The 15,453-nt window shown below is 73.1% G+C and carries 18 protein-coding genes; 17 read left to right on the forward strand and 1 reads right to left on the reverse strand.

Going from position 1 to position 15,453, the window contains the following annotated elements; translation table 11 throughout:
• From CHB94_RS19105 to nusB, 15 genes are all read left to right on the forward strand, one after another.
• A partial coding sequence (locus tag CHB94_RS19105; protein WP_254920774.1) for an AAA family ATPase occupies nucleotides 1–987 on the forward strand: 987 nt, incomplete at its 5' end.
• Nucleotides 988–1,209: 222 nt separating this feature from the next.
• A complete protein-coding gene (locus CHB94_RS19110) occupies nucleotides 1,210–1,647 on the forward strand; it encodes a DUF948 domain-containing protein (protein WP_089338154.1) in 438 nt (145 codons plus the stop codon).
• The gene (locus CHB94_RS19115) at nucleotides 1,647–1,928 is read left to right on the forward strand and encodes a hypothetical protein (RefSeq protein ID WP_089338155.1); all 282 of its coding nucleotides are present in this window, start codon (nucleotides 1,647–1,649) and stop codon (nucleotides 1,926–1,928) included. The genes CHB94_RS19110 and CHB94_RS19115 overlap by 1 nt, the downstream gene beginning before the upstream one ends.
• Before the next feature lie 82 nt (nucleotides 1,929–2,010).
• Entirely contained in the window at nucleotides 2,011–4,689 is a 2,679-nt protein-coding gene (gene alaS, locus CHB94_RS19120) for an alanine--tRNA ligase (RefSeq protein ID WP_089338156.1), read from the forward strand.
• Between the two features lie 5 nt (nucleotides 4,690–4,694).
• On the forward strand, nucleotides 4,695–5,372 hold the full coding sequence (gene ruvX, locus CHB94_RS19125; RefSeq protein ID WP_089338217.1) for a Holliday junction resolvase RuvX: 678 nt from the start codon (nucleotides 4,695–4,697) through the stop codon (nucleotides 5,370–5,372).
• Nucleotides 5,369–7,204 carry an endolytic transglycosylase MltG gene (gene mltG / locus CHB94_RS19130; protein ID WP_089338157.1) on the forward strand — a complete coding sequence of 612 codons (1,836 nt, stop codon included), beginning with the start codon at nucleotides 5,369–5,371 and terminating at the stop codon, nucleotides 7,202–7,204. Before ruvX ends, mltG begins: the two co-directional genes overlap by 4 nt.
• Nucleotides 7,197–8,033 (forward strand): shikimate dehydrogenase, encoded by an 837-nt coding sequence (locus CHB94_RS19135; protein WP_089338218.1) that lies wholly within the window; start codon nucleotides 7,197–7,199, stop codon nucleotides 8,031–8,033. Before mltG ends, CHB94_RS19135 begins: the two co-directional genes overlap by 8 nt.
• Nucleotides 8,034–8,037: 4 nt before the next feature.
• Nucleotides 8,038–8,703, forward strand: a complete 666-nt coding sequence (locus CHB94_RS19140; RefSeq protein ID WP_089338158.1) for a prepilin peptidase — start codon at nucleotides 8,038–8,040, stop codon at nucleotides 8,701–8,703.
• 46 nt (nucleotides 8,704–8,749) lie between these two features.
• Nucleotides 8,750–9,928: a chorismate synthase gene (gene aroC / locus CHB94_RS19145; RefSeq protein WP_089338159.1), complete on the forward strand. Its 1,179-nt coding sequence runs from the start codon at nucleotides 8,750–8,752 to the stop codon at nucleotides 9,926–9,928.
• 74 nt (nucleotides 9,929–10,002) lie between these two features.
• A complete protein-coding gene (locus tag CHB94_RS19150; RefSeq protein WP_089338160.1) occupies nucleotides 10,003–10,539 on the forward strand; it encodes a shikimate kinase in 537 nt (178 codons plus the stop codon).
• A gap of 44 nt (nucleotides 10,540–10,583) precedes the next feature.
• Complete coding sequence (gene aroB, locus CHB94_RS19155; RefSeq protein ID WP_254920775.1) at nucleotides 10,584–11,657, forward strand: 3-dehydroquinate synthase; 1,074 nt, start codon at nucleotides 10,584–10,586, stop codon at nucleotides 11,655–11,657.
• Entirely contained in the window at nucleotides 11,654–12,088 is a 435-nt protein-coding gene (gene aroQ, locus CHB94_RS19160) for a type II 3-dehydroquinate dehydratase (protein WP_089338162.1), read from the forward strand. The genes aroB and aroQ overlap by 4 nt, the downstream gene beginning before the upstream one ends.
• Nucleotides 12,085–13,188 (forward strand): M24 family metallopeptidase, encoded by a 1,104-nt coding sequence (locus CHB94_RS19165; protein WP_089338163.1) that lies wholly within the window; start codon nucleotides 12,085–12,087, stop codon nucleotides 13,186–13,188. Before aroQ ends, CHB94_RS19165 begins: the two co-directional genes overlap by 4 nt.
• A complete protein-coding gene (gene efp, locus CHB94_RS19170) occupies nucleotides 13,188–13,748 on the forward strand; it encodes an elongation factor P (RefSeq protein WP_089338164.1) in 561 nt (186 codons plus the stop codon). The genes CHB94_RS19165 and efp overlap by 1 nt, the downstream gene beginning before the upstream one ends.
• Nucleotides 13,749–13,762: 14 nt before the next feature.
• Nucleotides 13,763–14,167 carry a transcription antitermination factor NusB gene (gene nusB / locus CHB94_RS19175; RefSeq protein ID WP_089338165.1) on the forward strand — a complete coding sequence of 135 codons (405 nt, stop codon included), beginning with the start codon at nucleotides 13,763–13,765 and terminating at the stop codon, nucleotides 14,165–14,167.
• Nucleotides 14,168–14,301: 134 nt separating this feature from the next.
• On the opposite strand, the gene CHB94_RS19180 is transcribed toward nusB, so the two are convergent.
• Nucleotides 14,302–14,496 carry a hypothetical protein gene (locus tag CHB94_RS19180; RefSeq protein WP_089338166.1) on the reverse strand — a complete coding sequence of 65 codons (195 nt, stop codon included), beginning with the start codon at nucleotides 14,494–14,496 and terminating at the stop codon, nucleotides 14,302–14,304.
• A 1-nt stretch (nucleotide 14,497) separates the two neighbouring features.
• Here CHB94_RS19180 and CHB94_RS19185 point away from each other — a divergent pair, with 1 nt between their 5' ends.
• Entirely contained in the window at nucleotides 14,498–14,713 is a 216-nt protein-coding gene (locus CHB94_RS19185; RefSeq protein WP_089338167.1) for a hypothetical protein, read from the forward strand.
• A 434-nt stretch (nucleotides 14,714–15,147) separates the two neighbouring features.
• Nucleotides 15,148–15,342 carry a hypothetical protein gene (locus CHB94_RS19190; protein ID WP_089338168.1) on the forward strand — a complete coding sequence of 65 codons (195 nt, stop codon included), beginning with the start codon at nucleotides 15,148–15,150 and terminating at the stop codon, nucleotides 15,340–15,342.
• The last annotated feature ends 111 nt before the right edge of the window (nucleotides 15,343–15,453 follow it).

Genomic DNA, 15,453 nt, shown 5'->3' on the forward strand with positions numbered 1-15,453 from the left:
TTCTTCTCGGTGGTCAGCCCGCTGCTCTCGCGCAGCCTGGTCCTCGCGCTGCAGCCGCTCACCGACGACGACATCCGGGCGGTGCTGCGGCGGGCGCTCACCAGCGAGCGGGGTCTCGACGGCGCGGTCACCCTCACCGAGGAAGCCGAGCAGCACCTCGTCCGGGTGGCGGGGGGAGACGCGCGCAAGGCGCTGACGGCGCTGGAGTCCGGGGCCGGGGCGGCCAGGGCGGCGGGCGCCGACGTCCTGGACCTGGCGACGCTGGAGACCGCGGTCGCCCAGGCCGCGGTCCGCTACGACCGGCAGGGTGACCAGCACTACGACGTCGCCAGCGCCCTGATCAAGAGCATCCGTGGCAGCGACGTCGACGCTGCGCTGCACTACCTGGCGCGGATGGTGTCGGCGGGGGAGGACCCGCGCTTCATCGCCCGCCGGCTGGTCATCTCCGCCAGCGAGGACATCGGCATGGCCGACCCCTCCGCGCTGCTCACCGCGGTCGCCGCCGCCGACGCGGTCGCCTTCATCGGCATGCCCGAGGGGCACTTCCCCCTCGCCCAGGCCGTCGTCCACCTGGCCACGGCGCCGAAGTCCAACGCCGTCACGGTCGGCATCAGCGAGTCCATGGCCGATGTGCAGGCCGGGCTGGCCGGCCCGGTGCCACCCGGGCTGCGCGACGCCCACTACGCCGCGGCCAAGAAGCTCGGTCACGGCAAGACCTACGACTACCCGCACGCCCATCCCGACGGCGTCGTGCCGCAGCAGTACCCACCGGACGCGCTGGTCGGGAAGGACTACTACCGGCCGACCGCCCGGGGGGCGGAGGCGAGGTTGGTGGAGCGGCTGGCGAAGCTCCGGGCGATCGTCAGGCGACAGCCGCGGGAGCATCGCAGCGACGAACGAGGGACAGGTGGCCGCGCTGCAGGGTCCCGCCGCGAGCCTGCGAGTGGTGGGGGGCAGGGGGGTCCTTCCGCGGGGCACGGAGCCTGACCGGGGGGATCGTCAGGCGACGGCCGCGGGAGCATCGCAGTGAGGAACGAGCGAGGAGCGGATTGGGGCAGGGAGTCTGACGGAGAGGGTCGTGCGACGTCACCGCCGAGTCGCCTGCCGATACAGATCGGGGGAGGGACGGCTGCGCGACTAGTGTGGCCACGCCGGGCCGAACCCTCACGAACGAGCCGGGCGAACCAGAGACCCAGAACAGGAGCGCGCGTGTCCGCAGGAGAGATCGCCGGGCTGATCGCAGCCGGTGCCTTCGTACTACTGGTGGTGCTGGTGGCGGTGCCGCTGCTCAAGCTCGGGCGCACGCTGGACGAGACCACGCTGACCATCCGGCAGGTCCGTGAGCAGAGCGCCCCCATCCTGGGCCAGGCCAGCACCACGGTCGCCCACGTCAACAGCAACCTCGAGCGCGTGGACGACATCACCGGCAACGCCGCCAACGTCTCCAGCAACGTGGCCGCGCTGAGCAGCGTGGTCGCGGCCACCCTCGGCAGTCCGCTGATCAAGGTCGCCGCCTTCAGCTACGGCGTCCGCACCGCGGCCAAGAAGAAGCGTGAGGGTGCCGCCCTCGCTGACGCGGCACGCCGTGACAGGGAGGCGCGCAGGGCCTCTCGCGATGCTCGCCGCGCCGCCCGGCGGGCCGCCTGATGCGCCGGCTGTTCTGGCTGGCGATGGGCATCACCATCGGCGCCCTCGTGGTGCGCAGGCTCAGCCGCGCCGCCGAGAAGATGACCCCCACCGGCATCGCGGGTTCCATCGCCGAGGGCCTGCGCGACCTCGCCGACGCGATCGGTGACTTCGGCGCCGACATCCGGGCCGCGGCCGCCGAGCGCGAGGCCGAGCTGCGCGCGGGCACCGGCCTGGACGCGCCACTGCCGACCGGCGATCAGGTGCAGCTGCCCGGCCGGCACACCGGGCAGTCCGCCTGACCGGTGTAGCCCACCACCACCCCCGGCCGGGTCCAGGAGCGACCGGCTCCGACCCGGCCCCGCAGAACTGAGTAGACCTGAGATGCAGACCGCCGAGATCCGCCGCCGTTTCCTCGAGCACTTCGCCCAGCGCGGGCACACCGTCGTCCCCAGCGCCTCGCTGATCTCCCCGGACCCGTCGCTGCTTTTCACCGTCGCCGGCATGGTGCCGTTCATCCCGTACCTGACCGGCCGTGAGCCCGCGCCCTACCCGCGGGCGACCAGCGTCCAGAAGTGCGTTCGCACCCTCGACATCGAGGAGGTGGGCAAGACCACCCGGCACGGCACGTTCTTCCAGATGAACGGCAACTTCTCCTTCGGCGACTACTTCAAGGACGGGGCGATCCAGCACGCCTGGGAGCTGATCACCGGGCGCGTCGAGGACGGCGGCCTGGGCTTCGACCCGGAGCAGATCTGGGCCACGGTCTACCTGGACGACGACGAGGCCGCCGACGCCTGGCACCGGATCGCCGGGCTGCCCAAGGAGCGGATCCAGCGCCTGGGCAAGGCCGACAACTACTGGCACACCGGGGCACCCGGGCCGGCCGGCCCCTGCTCGGAGATCTACATCGACCGCGGCCCCGAGTTCGGCCCGGACGGCGGGCCGGCGGTGGACACGGCCGGTGACCGGTTCCTCGAGATCTGGAACCTCGTCTTCATGCAGTACGAGATCGACGAGGTCCGTGGCAAGGAGGAGTTCCGCATCCTCGGGGAACTGCCGAAGAAGAACATCGACACCGGCATGGGCCTGGAGCGGGTGGCCTACCTGCTCCAGGGCGTCGACAACATGTACGAGATCGACGAGGTCGCCCCGGTCCTGCGGCGCGCCGCCGAGCTCGCCGGGGTGACCTACGGCCGCGACCACGAGGTCGACGTCCGGCTCCGGGTCGTCGCCGACCACGTGCGCAGCGGACTGATGCTGATCGGCGACGGGATCACGCCGGGCAACGAGGGCCGCGGCTACATCCTGCGCCGGTTGCTGCGCCGCGCCGTCCGCTCGATGAAGCTGCTCGGCATCGACGAGGCCACCCTGCCCGAGCTGCTGCCGGTGTCCCGTGACGCGATGAGCGCCAGCTATCCCGAGCTCGCCACCGACTTCGCCCGGATCTCCGCGATCGCCTACGCGGAGGAGGAGGCGTTCCGGCGCACCCTCTCGGCCGGGACGACGCTGTTCGACACCGCGGTGAAGCAGGCCAGGGCAGCCGGGAAGCCGGCGCTCTCCGGCGACCAGGCGTTCTCGCTGCACGACACCTACGGGTTCCCCATCGACGTCACCCTCGAGATGGCCGCCGAGCAGGGCGTGACCGTCGACGAGGAGGGCTTTCGCGCGCTCATGAAGGAGCAGCGTGACCGCGCCCGTGCCGACGCCCGCGCCAAGCGGACCGGGTCGGTCGACGTCGCCGCCTACCGCCGGCTGCTCGCCGAGCACGGACCGACCGACTGGCAGGCCTACGACACCCTGCGCACCGACTCCCGGGTCCTTGCGCTGGTGTCCGAGAGCGAAGAGGACGCGGCCACCACCGGCCCGGGCGAGATCGTCCGTGTCGTCCTGGACCGGACGCCGTTCTACGCGGAGTCCGGTGGTCAGGTCGCCGACGCCGGCGTGCTGGCCTGGGACGGCGGCCGGGCCGAGGTCATCGACGTCCAGCGGCCGGTCAAGGGCCTGGTCGCCCACCAGGTGCGCGTGCTCGAGGGCGAGCTGCGCGAGGGGGCGGAGCTGACCGCCGAGGTCGACTACGAGTGGCGCCTCTCGGCCTGCCAGGCGCACTCGGGCACCCACGTCGTGCACGCCGCGCTGCGCCAGGTCCTCGGCCCCCAGGCCCTGCAGTCCGGTTCGTACAACCGCCCGGGCTACCTGCGGCTGGACTTCGCCTGGCAGGGCGCGCTCAGCCGGCAGCAGCGCACCGACATCGAGGACGTCGCCAACGCCGCTGTCCGGGCCGACCACAAGGTCACCGCGTCCTACATGACGCTGCCGGAGGCCCAGGCGGTCGGCGCCCTCGCGCTGTTCGGCGAGACGTACGGCGAGCAGGTGCGCGTGGTCGAGATCGGCGGCCCGTGGTCGCGCGAGCTGTGCGGTGGCACGCACGTACGCGGCAGCGCGCAGATCGGCACCCTCGCGTTGACCGGTGAGTCGTCCGTCGGCTCCGGCTCGCGGCGGGTGGAGGCTGCCGTCGGCCTGGAGGGTTTCCGCTACCTCGCCCGCGAGCGCGACCTCGTCCGCCAGCTGGCCGACCTGCTGAAGTCCCCGCAGGACGGCCTGGTCGAGCGGGTCAGCGGGATGCTGGCGCGGCTGCGGGACGTGGACAAGGAGCTGGCCGAGCTGCGGGCCCAGCAGTCGGTCGCGGCGGCCGGCCAGCTCGCCGCCGCCGCCAAGGACGTCGACGGCGTCGCGGTGGTCACCGGTTCGCCGTCCGGGCTGAACGGCGGCGACCTGCGCACGCTGGCGCTCGACGTCCGTGGACGACTCTCCGACCGGCCGGCCGTCGTCCTGCTGGCGTCGGAAGCCGGTGGCAAGGTGGCTCTCGTGGCCGCTCTCAACCCTGCGGCACTCGAGCGTGGGCTGTCGGCCAACGACGTGCTGCGGGCGGCTGCGGCGCCGGTCGGCGGCCGCGGCGGAGGCAAGACGGACATCGCCCAGGGGGGCGGCACCGATCCCGCGGGTATCCCCGCGGCACTGCAGGCCGGCGAGCAGGCGGTCGCGACCGCCACGGGAAGGTGACCAACGTGTCGGACAGCGAGTACAACCCCGAGGACACCGGTCCGGTCGGGGGACGGCGGCGCGAGCTGCCGGCCGTCCCCCCGACCCGGCCCCGCACTCCCGCGACGGGTGCGCAGCCCAGCTACCACCCGACGACGGAGATCGACCTCAGCAGGGGCTTCCCGCCGGTCTCCCACGAGACGACCGAGATCGACCTGAGCGGTGGCTGGCCGCAGCACCTCAAGGTCCCTCCGCGCATGCCGACGGCCACCCGCCGCAGCGGCCGGGTCATGGGGGTCGACGTGGGGACCGCGCGGGTCGGCCTGGCCCTGTCCGACCCCACGGGCACCCTCGCCAGCCCGCTGGAGACCCTCCGCCGGGCCAAGAGCATGTCCGACATCGACCGGCTCGCCGCCCTCGTCGTGGAACACGAGGTGACCGAGGTGGTGGTGGGGGAGCCGGTGCATCTGTCAGGAGCGTCGGGCGCCTCCGCCCAGGACGCGAGCAATTACGCTCAGGAACTGGCCGACCGCATTCCGGATGTGCCGGTGATCCTGATCGACGAAAGGCTTTCGACCGTGACCGCAGCCAGTCACCTCCGTGAGGGCGGCATCGACAGCCGCAAGCAGCGCCCGGTGATCGACCAGGCGGCCGCCGTGGTCATCCTGCAACAGTTCCTCGACAGTCGACGGCCACCCACATGAGCGACCTCGGCGGGCCGCGACACGGGCGGCACTCTGCGCACGAGGGCCCGGTCACGCCCCGCACCGAGGGCCTCGGCTTCGGTGCTCCCCGGTACGAGCCGGCCCGGTACGAGGTTCCGCCCTACGTGACCGGAGGCTTCCAGGCCCTCGGCGGCGAGGCCGGCACCCCGGCGGGACGGCGGAATCCGACCGTGCTGGACCGGTCCGACGACCCGACCGGTCCGCTCGTCGAGCCGGACCGGTGGTCCTACGGCCCCGCCGATGACCACCCCGACCACTCGCCGAGTGCCCGCTCCAGCGGCGGCGGCACCGGGAGCACGGGCGGGTGGAGCGACGAGGAGCTGCCGACCTCGCACCCGTCGGCACCGCTCCCGCCGCGCCCCGCCGGCGTGTGGGACCGGCTGCAGCCGCGCCGGGATCCCGACGACGACCAGACCGTCGCCCAGCCGCGGCTCCCGGCTCCGCCCGACACGGGCGGCCAGGCCGGGCCCGCGTCCGGCGCCGTGGGCGGACCCCCTCCGGCCGACGACGACGCCACCGGCCCGCACTCCCTCGACCCCGACGAGGGGCAGGACGACTGGGAGGACCGGACGGGCGGCCTGGAGGTCATCGGCGCCCACGTCCAGGAGGACGCGCCCCGACGGCGCGGCCGCCGCGGCGGCCGCGCCCAGGCGGAGCACCCGGAGCCGAGCCGGCACACCGCCGGCGCGGACGAGGACTCCCTCGTCCACGACGAGGACATCCCCGTCAAGCCGTACGACCCGCGCAACGGCCGGACCAGGCGGCGCCGTAACCCGATCGCGGTGGTGGCGAGCCTGCTGGTACTGGCCGGCCTCGTGGTGGGCATCGTCCTGGGCGGCCAGCGGCTCGTCGAGCTCGTCGACCCGACGGCTCAGGACTACACCGGTCAGGGCTCCGGCGAGGTCCAGGTCCGGGTCCAGGACGGCGACACGCTCAGCGACATCGCGCGCACCCTGGTCACGGCGGACGTCATCGCATCCGTCGGCCCCTTCGTCGACGCGGCCGAGGCCGACGCCGCAGCGGTGGGCATCCAGCCGGGCGTGTACGAGATGCGGCTGCAGATGAGCGGTCAGGCCGCCCTGGAGCACCTGCTGGACCCCGCGTCCCGGCTGCTGTCACGGGTGACGCTGCCCGAGGGGCTCACCGTCGAGCGGACCCTGGCCCGCATCGCGGAGGAGACCGGCCGGCCGATCGAGGACATCCGGGCGGCGGCGGCCGACCCGGCCGCGCTCGGTCTGCCCGCCTACACCAACGGTCAGCTGGAGGGCTTCCTCTTCCCGGCGACCTACGAGGTCGAGCCCGACGACACGTCGGTGGACATCCTCCGCGGGATGGTGCAGCAGTTCACCGAGGTCGCTGCCCGCCTCCAGCTCGAGCAGCGTGCGGCGGCGGCCGGGCGTTCTCCGATGGACGTCGTCACCGTCGCCTCGATGATCCAGTCCGAGACCCGGCTCGACGAGGAACGTCCGGACGTGGGCCAGGTCATCTACAACCGGCTCGACCAGGGCATCGCACTCGGCATCGACGCCACGCTCGCCTTCGGTCTCGGCAAGAGCGGCAACGACCTGACCGCGGCCGACCTGCGGACCGACGGGCCGTACAACACCCGCACCCGCACCGGACTGCCGCCCACCGCGATCAGTTCCCCGGGGGAGGCGAGCCTGGAGGCCGCTCTGGCGCCGAGCTCGGGTGACCTCCTGTACTACGTCCTGGAGACCGCCGAGGGGCGGCACTTCTTCACCAGCGACTACGCGGAGTTCCAGGCCGCGCGGCAGCGGTGTGCCGAAGCCGGCCTCGGCTGCGGTGGCTGACGGGGGGACCTCTCCGGGAGGGAGCCGGCGGGCCGCCGTGCTGGGGCGTCCGGTCGGTCACTCGCTCTCCCCGGTCCTGCACCGTGCCGCCTACGCGGCGCTCGGGCTCACCGACTGGACCTACGACGCCCTCGACATCGGCGCCGAGGACCTCCCGGTGCTCCTGGCCGGGCTCGGTGAGGAGTGGCGGGGCTTCTCGGTGACCATGCCGTGCAAGCAGGCGGCGGTGGACGCCGCGGACGTGGTGGAGCCCCTGCCGCGCCTGCTGCACGCCGCGAACACCCTGGTGCGCACCGACGCGGGGTGGCGGGCGGAGAACACCGACGTCACCGGCATCGGCATGGCCTTGCAGCTCGCGGGGGTCGAGCAGGTGGGGTCCGCCGCGATCCTGGGTGCCGGGGGGACGGCGGCCGCCGCGGCGGTGGCCGTGGCCTCACTCGGCGCCGAGCACGTCGACGTCGTCGTCCGGGAGCCGGCGCGGGCCGGCGACGTGGTCCGGGTCCTCGAGACCCTCGGGGTGTCGGTCGCGGTCGCTCGGCTCGACACCGCCGTCCTCGACGCGCCACTGATCGTCAGCACGGTGCCCGTGGGCGCGCAGCCGGCGGTCATGGCGCTGCCGTGGCGGAGAGGGCACACCCTGCTCGACGTGCTCTACGACCCCTGGCCGACCGCGCTCGCCGACCGCGTCGCCGCTCTCGGCGGCACGGTCGCCGGGGGGCTGGACGTGCTGTTCTGGCAGGCGACGGTGCAGGTGGAGCTGATGACCGGGATGCCGGCGCCGATCGAGGCCATGCGCGCCGCCCTCGACGCGGCGCTCGCCACCCGCTGAGCCCGTGCAGGTCGCCCACCCCGTCCTCGTCTGGTTCGCGCTGGTGGTCGGGGGCGCCCTGGGGCCCCGGCTGGCCGTCACCGCGGCCCGCCTCGCCACCCGGGACGAGGCGGCCACCCCCGGGCGGTCACGGGGGGTGGCGATCACGGTGCTCGTCGCGGCGCTGGTCACCGGCGCCGTGCTGCTCGGCGGGTTCCGGCCGGCGACGGTCGGCCTGGCCTGGGTGGCCGCGGCGGGTGTGGTCCTCGGCGCGGTCGATCTCGCCAGTCATCGGCTGCCCGACCGCGTCACCTACCCCGCATACGCAGTCTGCAGCGCAGCCCTCCTGGCGGACGCGGCAGTGCACGGCACCTGGACGGCGCTGGTGCGCGCGCTCGTCGCGGCGGCCGCCGCCTTCGCGGTCGCGGCCGGCACCGCGGCGATCACACCGGACGGGCTGGGCTTCGGCGACGTGAAGCTGCTCGGGCTGCTCGGCCTCGTCCTGGGCTGGTTCGGCTGGGGGGTGCTGCTCGCCGGGATCTTCCTGGGCCTGCTGACGGGGACGCTCACGTCGGTGGTCCTGGTGGCGCTCAGGCGGGCGGGCTGGCGGACGGCGTTGCCGTTCGGACCGCCGCTGCTGGTGGGAGCCGTGCTGGCCCTCGGTCTGGCCGGGCCCGGCGCCCTCGGCTGAGGACGTCCGGCGAGGACCGCGGCACCCGCCTGGCAGAATCGGGGGCATGTTGCGCTGGCTGACCGCAGGTGAATCGCACGGTCAGCAGCTCACCGCGATCCTCGAGGGCCTGCCCGCCGGCGTCGAGGTGCAGACCTCCGACATCGACCTGCAGCTCGCTCGCCGTCGCCTCGGTCACGGCCGGGGCGCGCGGATGTCCTTCGAGCAGGACGAGGTCACCCTCACCGGCGGGGTCCGGCACGGTCGCACCCAGGGCGGTCCGATCGCGATCCAGGTCGGCAACACCGAGTGGCCCAAGTGGTCGACGGTGATGTCGGCCGACCCGGTGGACCCGGAGGTGCTGGCGGGTCAGGCGCGCAACGCGCCGCTCACCCGACCCCGGCCCGGCCACGCCGACCTCGCCGGGATGCAGAAGTACGGGTTCGACGACGCCCGTCCGGTGCTGGAGCGGGCCAGCGCCCGGGAGACCGCCTCCCGGGTGGCCCTCGGGGCGGTCGCCCAGGCCTTTCTCCGCCAGGCGCTGGGCGTCGAGGTGGTCAGCCACGTCGTCGCCATCGGCCCGGTGGTGCTGCCCGATGGCGTCGTCCCGGGCCCGCAGGACAACGGGCGCATCGACGAGGACCCGGTCCGCTGCGTCGACCCCGCCACCAGCGCGCGCATGGTCGCCGAGATCGACGACGTGCGGAAGAACGGCGACACCCTCGGCGGGGTCATCGAGGTCGTCGTCCACGGGCTGCCGCCGGGCCTGGGCAGCCACGTGCACTGGGACCGGCGGCTGGACTCCCGGCTGGCCGGAGCCCTGATGGGCGTCCAGTCGGTCAAGGCCGTCGAGGTCGGCGACGGTCTGGAGACGGCCCGTCGACGGGGCTCCGTGGCGCACGACGAGATCGTGCTGGCCGACGGACGCGTCCAGCGGCTGACCGACCGCGCCGGCGGCATCGAGGGCGGCATGACCAACGGTGAGGTCCTCCGGGTGCGCGCGGCGATGAAGCCGATCTCGACCGTCCCGCGCGCCCTCGCCACGGTCGACACCACCACCCTGGAGCCCGCCGTCGCGATCAACCAGCGCAGCGACGCCTGCGCGGTGCCCCGGGGCAGCGTGGTGATGGAGGCGATGGTCGCGCTGGTGCTGGCCGACGCCGTCCTGGAGAAGTTCGGCGGCGACTCGGTGAGCGAGACCCGCCGCAACGCGCGGGCCTACCTCGACGCCCTCGCGATCCGGTGAGTGAGCGTGCGAGCTCAGCCGGGGACAGCCCACGGGCTGCGAACGCGGCCGACGGGCGGCGGCGAGGAGGACCGGTGAGTGCACCGCTGCTGGTGCTGGTCGGGCCCCCCGCGTCGGGCAAGACGACGGTCGGGACGGCGCTGGCCGAGGCACTCGGTGCGGCGTTCCGGGACACCGACCACGACATCGAGACCACCACGGGTTCCAGCGTCGCCGATCTGTTCGTCTCCGAGGGCGAGCCGCACTTCCGTGCCCTCGAGGAACAGGCCGTCGCCACGGCCGTGGCCGGCCACGAGGGAGTCCTCGCGCTCGGCGGGGGAGCGGTGACCAGCGCCGCGACGCGGGAGTTGCTGGTCGCCTACGGGCGCGGGGGTGGAACCGTCGTGTGGTTGGACGTCGACCTGCCCTCGGCGGCCAAGCGGGTCGGCCTCTCCCGTGACCGCCCCGTCCTCGGGGTCAACCCGCGCGCCATGCTGCGGCACATGCTCGAGACCCGTGCCCCCCTGTACGAGGAGGTGGCCACGCTGACGGTGCAGACCGGCGGCCGCACGCCCGAGGACGTCGTCGCCGAGGTCCTCTCCGCCCTCGCGGCCACCCGGACCGGCCGATGAGCGGCGGAGCACCCCGCGGGAGCGGACGAAGGCCATCGAGGCGGGTGACCGTTCACGGACCGACGCCCTACGAGGTGGTCATCGGGCCCGGCGCCCAGGCCGAGCTCGGCCTGGTCCTGGCCGGGACCGCGAAGGCCGTGGTCGTGCACGCCCCGCCACTGGCCGCCGCGGCGGGAGCCGCCGTGGAGACCCTGCAGTCGGCCGGGGTGGCTGCCGAGGCCGTCGTCGTCCCTGACGGGGAGGCCGCGAAGACCGCCGAGGTGGCCGCCGGGCTCTGGGAGGAGTTCGGCCGGCTGGGGCTGACCCGCTCCGACGCGGTGGTCGCCATCGGCGGGGGAGCCGTCACCGACCTGGCCGGCTTCGCGGCGGCCACCTGGGCCCGTGGCGTGCGCATCGTGCAGGTGCCCACCAGCCTGCTCGGCATGGTCGACGCCGCCGTCGGGGGCAAGACCGGCATCAACACCGCCGCCGGCAAGAACCTGGTCGGCGCCTTCCACCCGCCCGCAGCGGTGCTCGCCGACAGCGACGCCCTCGCCGGGTTGCCGCAGGCGGAGTTCCGGTCCGGCCTGGCCGAGGTCGTCAAGTGCGGGTTCATCGCGGACCCGGTGATCCTCGACCTGCTCGACGGCGACCCGAGCGGGCGCCGGGACACCGCGGAGCTCATCGAGCGTGCCGTGCAGGTGAAGGCCGACGCGGTCGGTGACGACCTGTACGACCTGGGCCGGCGCGAGTTCCTCAACTACGGGCACACCCTCGCGCACGCCATCGAGCGGGTGGAGGACTTCGGCTGGCGCCACGGGGAGGCCGTCGCCGTCGGGCTCGTGTTCGCCGCCGAGCTGGCCGGGCAGGCGAACCTGCTGACCCGGGCGGAGGTCGACCGGCACCGGACGCTGATCGAGGCCATGGGGTTGCCGACCAGGTACGCCGGCGACTGGGCCACCCTCCAGTCGGTGATGCGGGTGGACAAGAAGGCCCGCGGCGGGTCCCTCCGGTTCGTCGTCCTCGACGGGTTGGGCAACCCCACGATCCTGACCGACCCCGCCCAGGCGTGGCTCGACGCCGCATGGGCGGCCGTGTCCACCCACCCGACCACCCCACCGAGCGCAGGAGCGGCATGACCATCCAGGTGTTGAACGGAGCCAACCTCGGTCGGCTCGGCCTCCGCGAGCCGGAGAAGTACGGCACGACCACCTACGCCGAGCTCGTGGAGCTGGTGGAGACGACCGGGCGCGAGCTGGGCGTGGAGGTGCAGGTCCGCCAGACCGACGACGAGGCCGAGATGCTGCGCTGGGTGCACGCCGCCTCCGACGCCGGCGACCCGGTGCTGATCAACCCCGGCGGCTGGTCGCACACCTCGGTGGTCCTGCGAGACGCACTGGCCGCGCTGAACGCACCGCTGGTCGAGGTGCACATCACCAACATCCACGCGCGCGAGGAGTTCCGGCGCCACTCCTACGTCTCCGGGGTGGCCGACGGCGTGATCGCCGGCCTCGGGGTGAGCGGCTACATCCTGGCCCTGGGCTGGCTCGCACAGCAGGGCGTCAAGTGAGCTCCCACGCCGACCGGCGGGACCGGCTGCGGGCGGTCGCCGGCGAGCGGGGACTGGACGCCGTCCTGGTCACCAATCTGCTCAACGTCCGCTACCTGACCGGCTTCACCGGGTCCAACGGGGTGCTGCTGGTGCACACCTCCGGGGCGGATCTGTTCGGCACCGACGGTCGTTACACGACCCAGGCCGGGGCGCAGGTCCCCGACATCGAGGTGCTGGTCGACCGCGCGACCGTCGCGGGGATCGCCCGGGAGGCGGTGCGGCGCGGAGCCGGTCGGCTGGGCTACGAGTCCCACGACCTCACCGTCGACGGGCTGGCACAGCTGGAGAAGGTGGTCGTGGATGCCGCCGACGGCGGGTCGGCACCGGAGCTTGCCTCGGTCCGGCGGGCCGTCGAGGCCCAGCGGGCGATCAAGGACGACGACGAGATCGAGTCCCTGCGCCGGGCCTGCGCGGTGGCCGACCGGGCCCTCGCCGAGCTCGCCGCCGAGGGGACGCTGCGCCCCGGCCGGACGGAGCTGGAGGTGGGCCGGGAGCTCGACGCCCGCATGCTGAGCCTGGGTGCCGAGGCGCCGTCCTTCGAGACGATCGTCGCCACCGGAGTGAACTCCGCGATCCCGCACCACCGGCCCGACGCCACCGTGCTGCGCGACGGGGACTTCCTCAAGCTCGACTTCGGCGCGACGGTCGACGGTTACCACTCCGACATGACGCGCACCGTCGTCCTGGGGCATGCCGCGGACTGGCAGCGGGAGATCTACGAGCTGGTCGCGGCCGCGCAGGCGGTCGGCCGGGCAGCCCTCACGGTCGGTGCAGACGTCGTCGCGGTGGACGCGGCGTCGCGGGAGGTGATCGCCGCCGCGGGTCACGGCGAGCACTTCACCCACGGCCTGGGTCACGGCGTGGGCCTGGAGATCCACGAGGCGCCGGGCATCGGCCCGCTGGGCGCGGGTAGGCTGGCCGCCGGCATGGCCGTCACCGTGGAGCCGGGGGTCTACCTCCCCGGCCACGGCGGGGTCCGGATCGAGGACACCTTGGTCGTCACGGACGACGCGCCCGAACTGTTGACCCTCACGAGCAAGGAACTGCTGGTCCTCTGATGGCTACCACGAACGATCTCAAGAACGGCATGGTCCTCAACCTCGACGGCCAGCTCTGGACCGTCACCGAGTTCCAGCACGTCAAGCCCGGCAAGGGCGGTGCCTTCGTGCGGACGACGCTGAAGAACGTGCTCTCGGGCAAGGTCGTCGACAAGACCTTCAACGCCGGCACCAAGGTCGAGACCGCCAACGTCGACAAGCGGTCGATGACCTACCTGTACAAGGACGGCACCGACTTCGTCTTCATGGACGGCGACACCTACGACCAGATCCACGTGTCGGCCGCCACCGTGGGCGACGGCGCGAACTACCTCCTCGAGAACACCGAGGTCGTCGTCGCCGTGCACGACAGCACCCCGCTGTACGTCGAGCTCCCGGTCACGATGGAGCTCGTCGTCGAGCACACCGACCCCGGCCTGCAGGGCGACCGCTCCACGGGCGGCACCAAGCCCGCCACCCTGGAGACCGGCGCGCAGATCCAGGTCCCGCTGTTCATCACCACCGGCGAGAAGCTGAAGGTCGACACCCGTGACGGCCGGTACCTCGGCCGCGTCAACTGAGCACGGCACCTCCAATGGCTGCCCGCTCCAAGGCGCGCAAGCGCGCCGTCGACGTCCTCTACGAGGCCGACGTGCGGGGTGGTGACCGGCTGGCCGTCCTGCACGACCGGATCGAGACGGCGAACCCGCCGGTGCCCGAGCACACGATCCGGCTGGTGGAGGGCGTCGCCGGGCACGCCTCCCGCATCGACGAGCTGATCGAGGCGCATGCGGCCAACTGGTCGCTCGACCGGCTGCCCGACGTCGACCGGGCGATCCTGCGCATGGCGGTGTTCGAGCTGCTGTGGGCCGACGACGTCCCCGACGCCGTCGTCATCGACGAGGCGGTGGAGCTGGCCAAGGCGCTGTCCACCGACGACTCGCCGGCGTACGTCAACGGCGTCCTGGGTGCGATCCTCGCCGCGGAGATCCCGACCTGATCGACGCTCGCTCGTACTGAACGCTCAACGCCCGCCCCGGTCCTCCGGCGCGGGCGCTGTCCGCCCCCGCGAGCGAGCGATTCGGGTGGTGTCTTCCCGAAGGGACGTCGCGGAGCACCGCCGGGTCAGGCGAGCTACACCGTGAACGTCACGGTGTCGCTCGTGACGCGCGTGCAGGTCAGGGTCACCGAACCGACCGAGACGGTCTGACCCTGGATGCAGGACACGTACTGATCGTTCACGCGGAGTGTCGCCCGGCCGTTCTCGATGCGCTCGACGGAGAACGTCGTGTCCTGGACACTCACCACGGCGTCGCCCGACAGCGTCACCGTGCACACGTTCCCGGAGCACGACACGATGCTCACGCTGGAACTGGAGCATGGGTCCCCGGAGCACGACACGCTGCTCACGCTGGTCACGCTGGAGGAACCTGGCTCGCCGGGGTCCCCGGACGAGCTGCTCGCGGCCCAGGCACTACTGGAGTTCCAGAACGCCGTGAGCACGCCGAGCAGCAGAGCTGGGATGAGCACATACGCGGAGAGCTGACTACCGCGACTCATGACTTCCTCACCATCTTTGGGATCTTCCGTGCATACGGGCATCTGGAGGGGCGAAAAGGATGGTCACCCACGGCTAAGTGCGCATCCGTGGACTAGTACCACTCCTGTAGCCGCTCCGGGACCCCTAGCCGCGTGCGCTCACACATCTACGCGGTTCGAGCGGACGGGTACGTGGTGCGGGGGGCCCGGCATCGTGGGATCCGCGGCTCCGGATACGGGGTACCCACCCGGCGAATCAGTAGCGACCGGTGACGACCCCGGATGCCCGAGTCTCGGCCCTACCGCGAATCTGTTCCGCGTCGTCCTCGGTCAGCCGGGGTCGGCAGTCCCGGGCGGACGGGAGGTTCGGACGGGTCCACTCCAGCGGAGTGGTCCACCGCCTGCTGCGAAGTCCACACAGCCACGACCTGAGGAGATCTCATGTTCGAGAACCAGACCATCGACCTGCTCCCCGCCCGGACCACCATGAAGGTGTGGGGTGGCAAGAAGAAGAACGGCGGCAACAACAAGGCCGTCGCCGTGGCCACCAACATCTCGGTCATCAAGATCGAGGACAGCGAGGTCCGCGACGTCACCGTCACCCAGGACGCCCGGGCCACGGCCACCGCGGGATGATCCAACCTGACCCGACCGGGTCGGTAGCGGGAGGGGGCGCCTGCCCGGTGGCCCCTCCCGCTGCATCCCCCATGTCCCCTCGTCTCACGTCGTGGTTCAGCCGCTTCGCGG

This window comes from Blastococcus mobilis (assembly GCF_900188025.1).
GTDB classification, from domain to species: Bacteria; Actinomycetota; Actinomycetes; order Mycobacteriales; family Geodermatophilaceae; genus Blastococcus_B; species Blastococcus_B mobilis.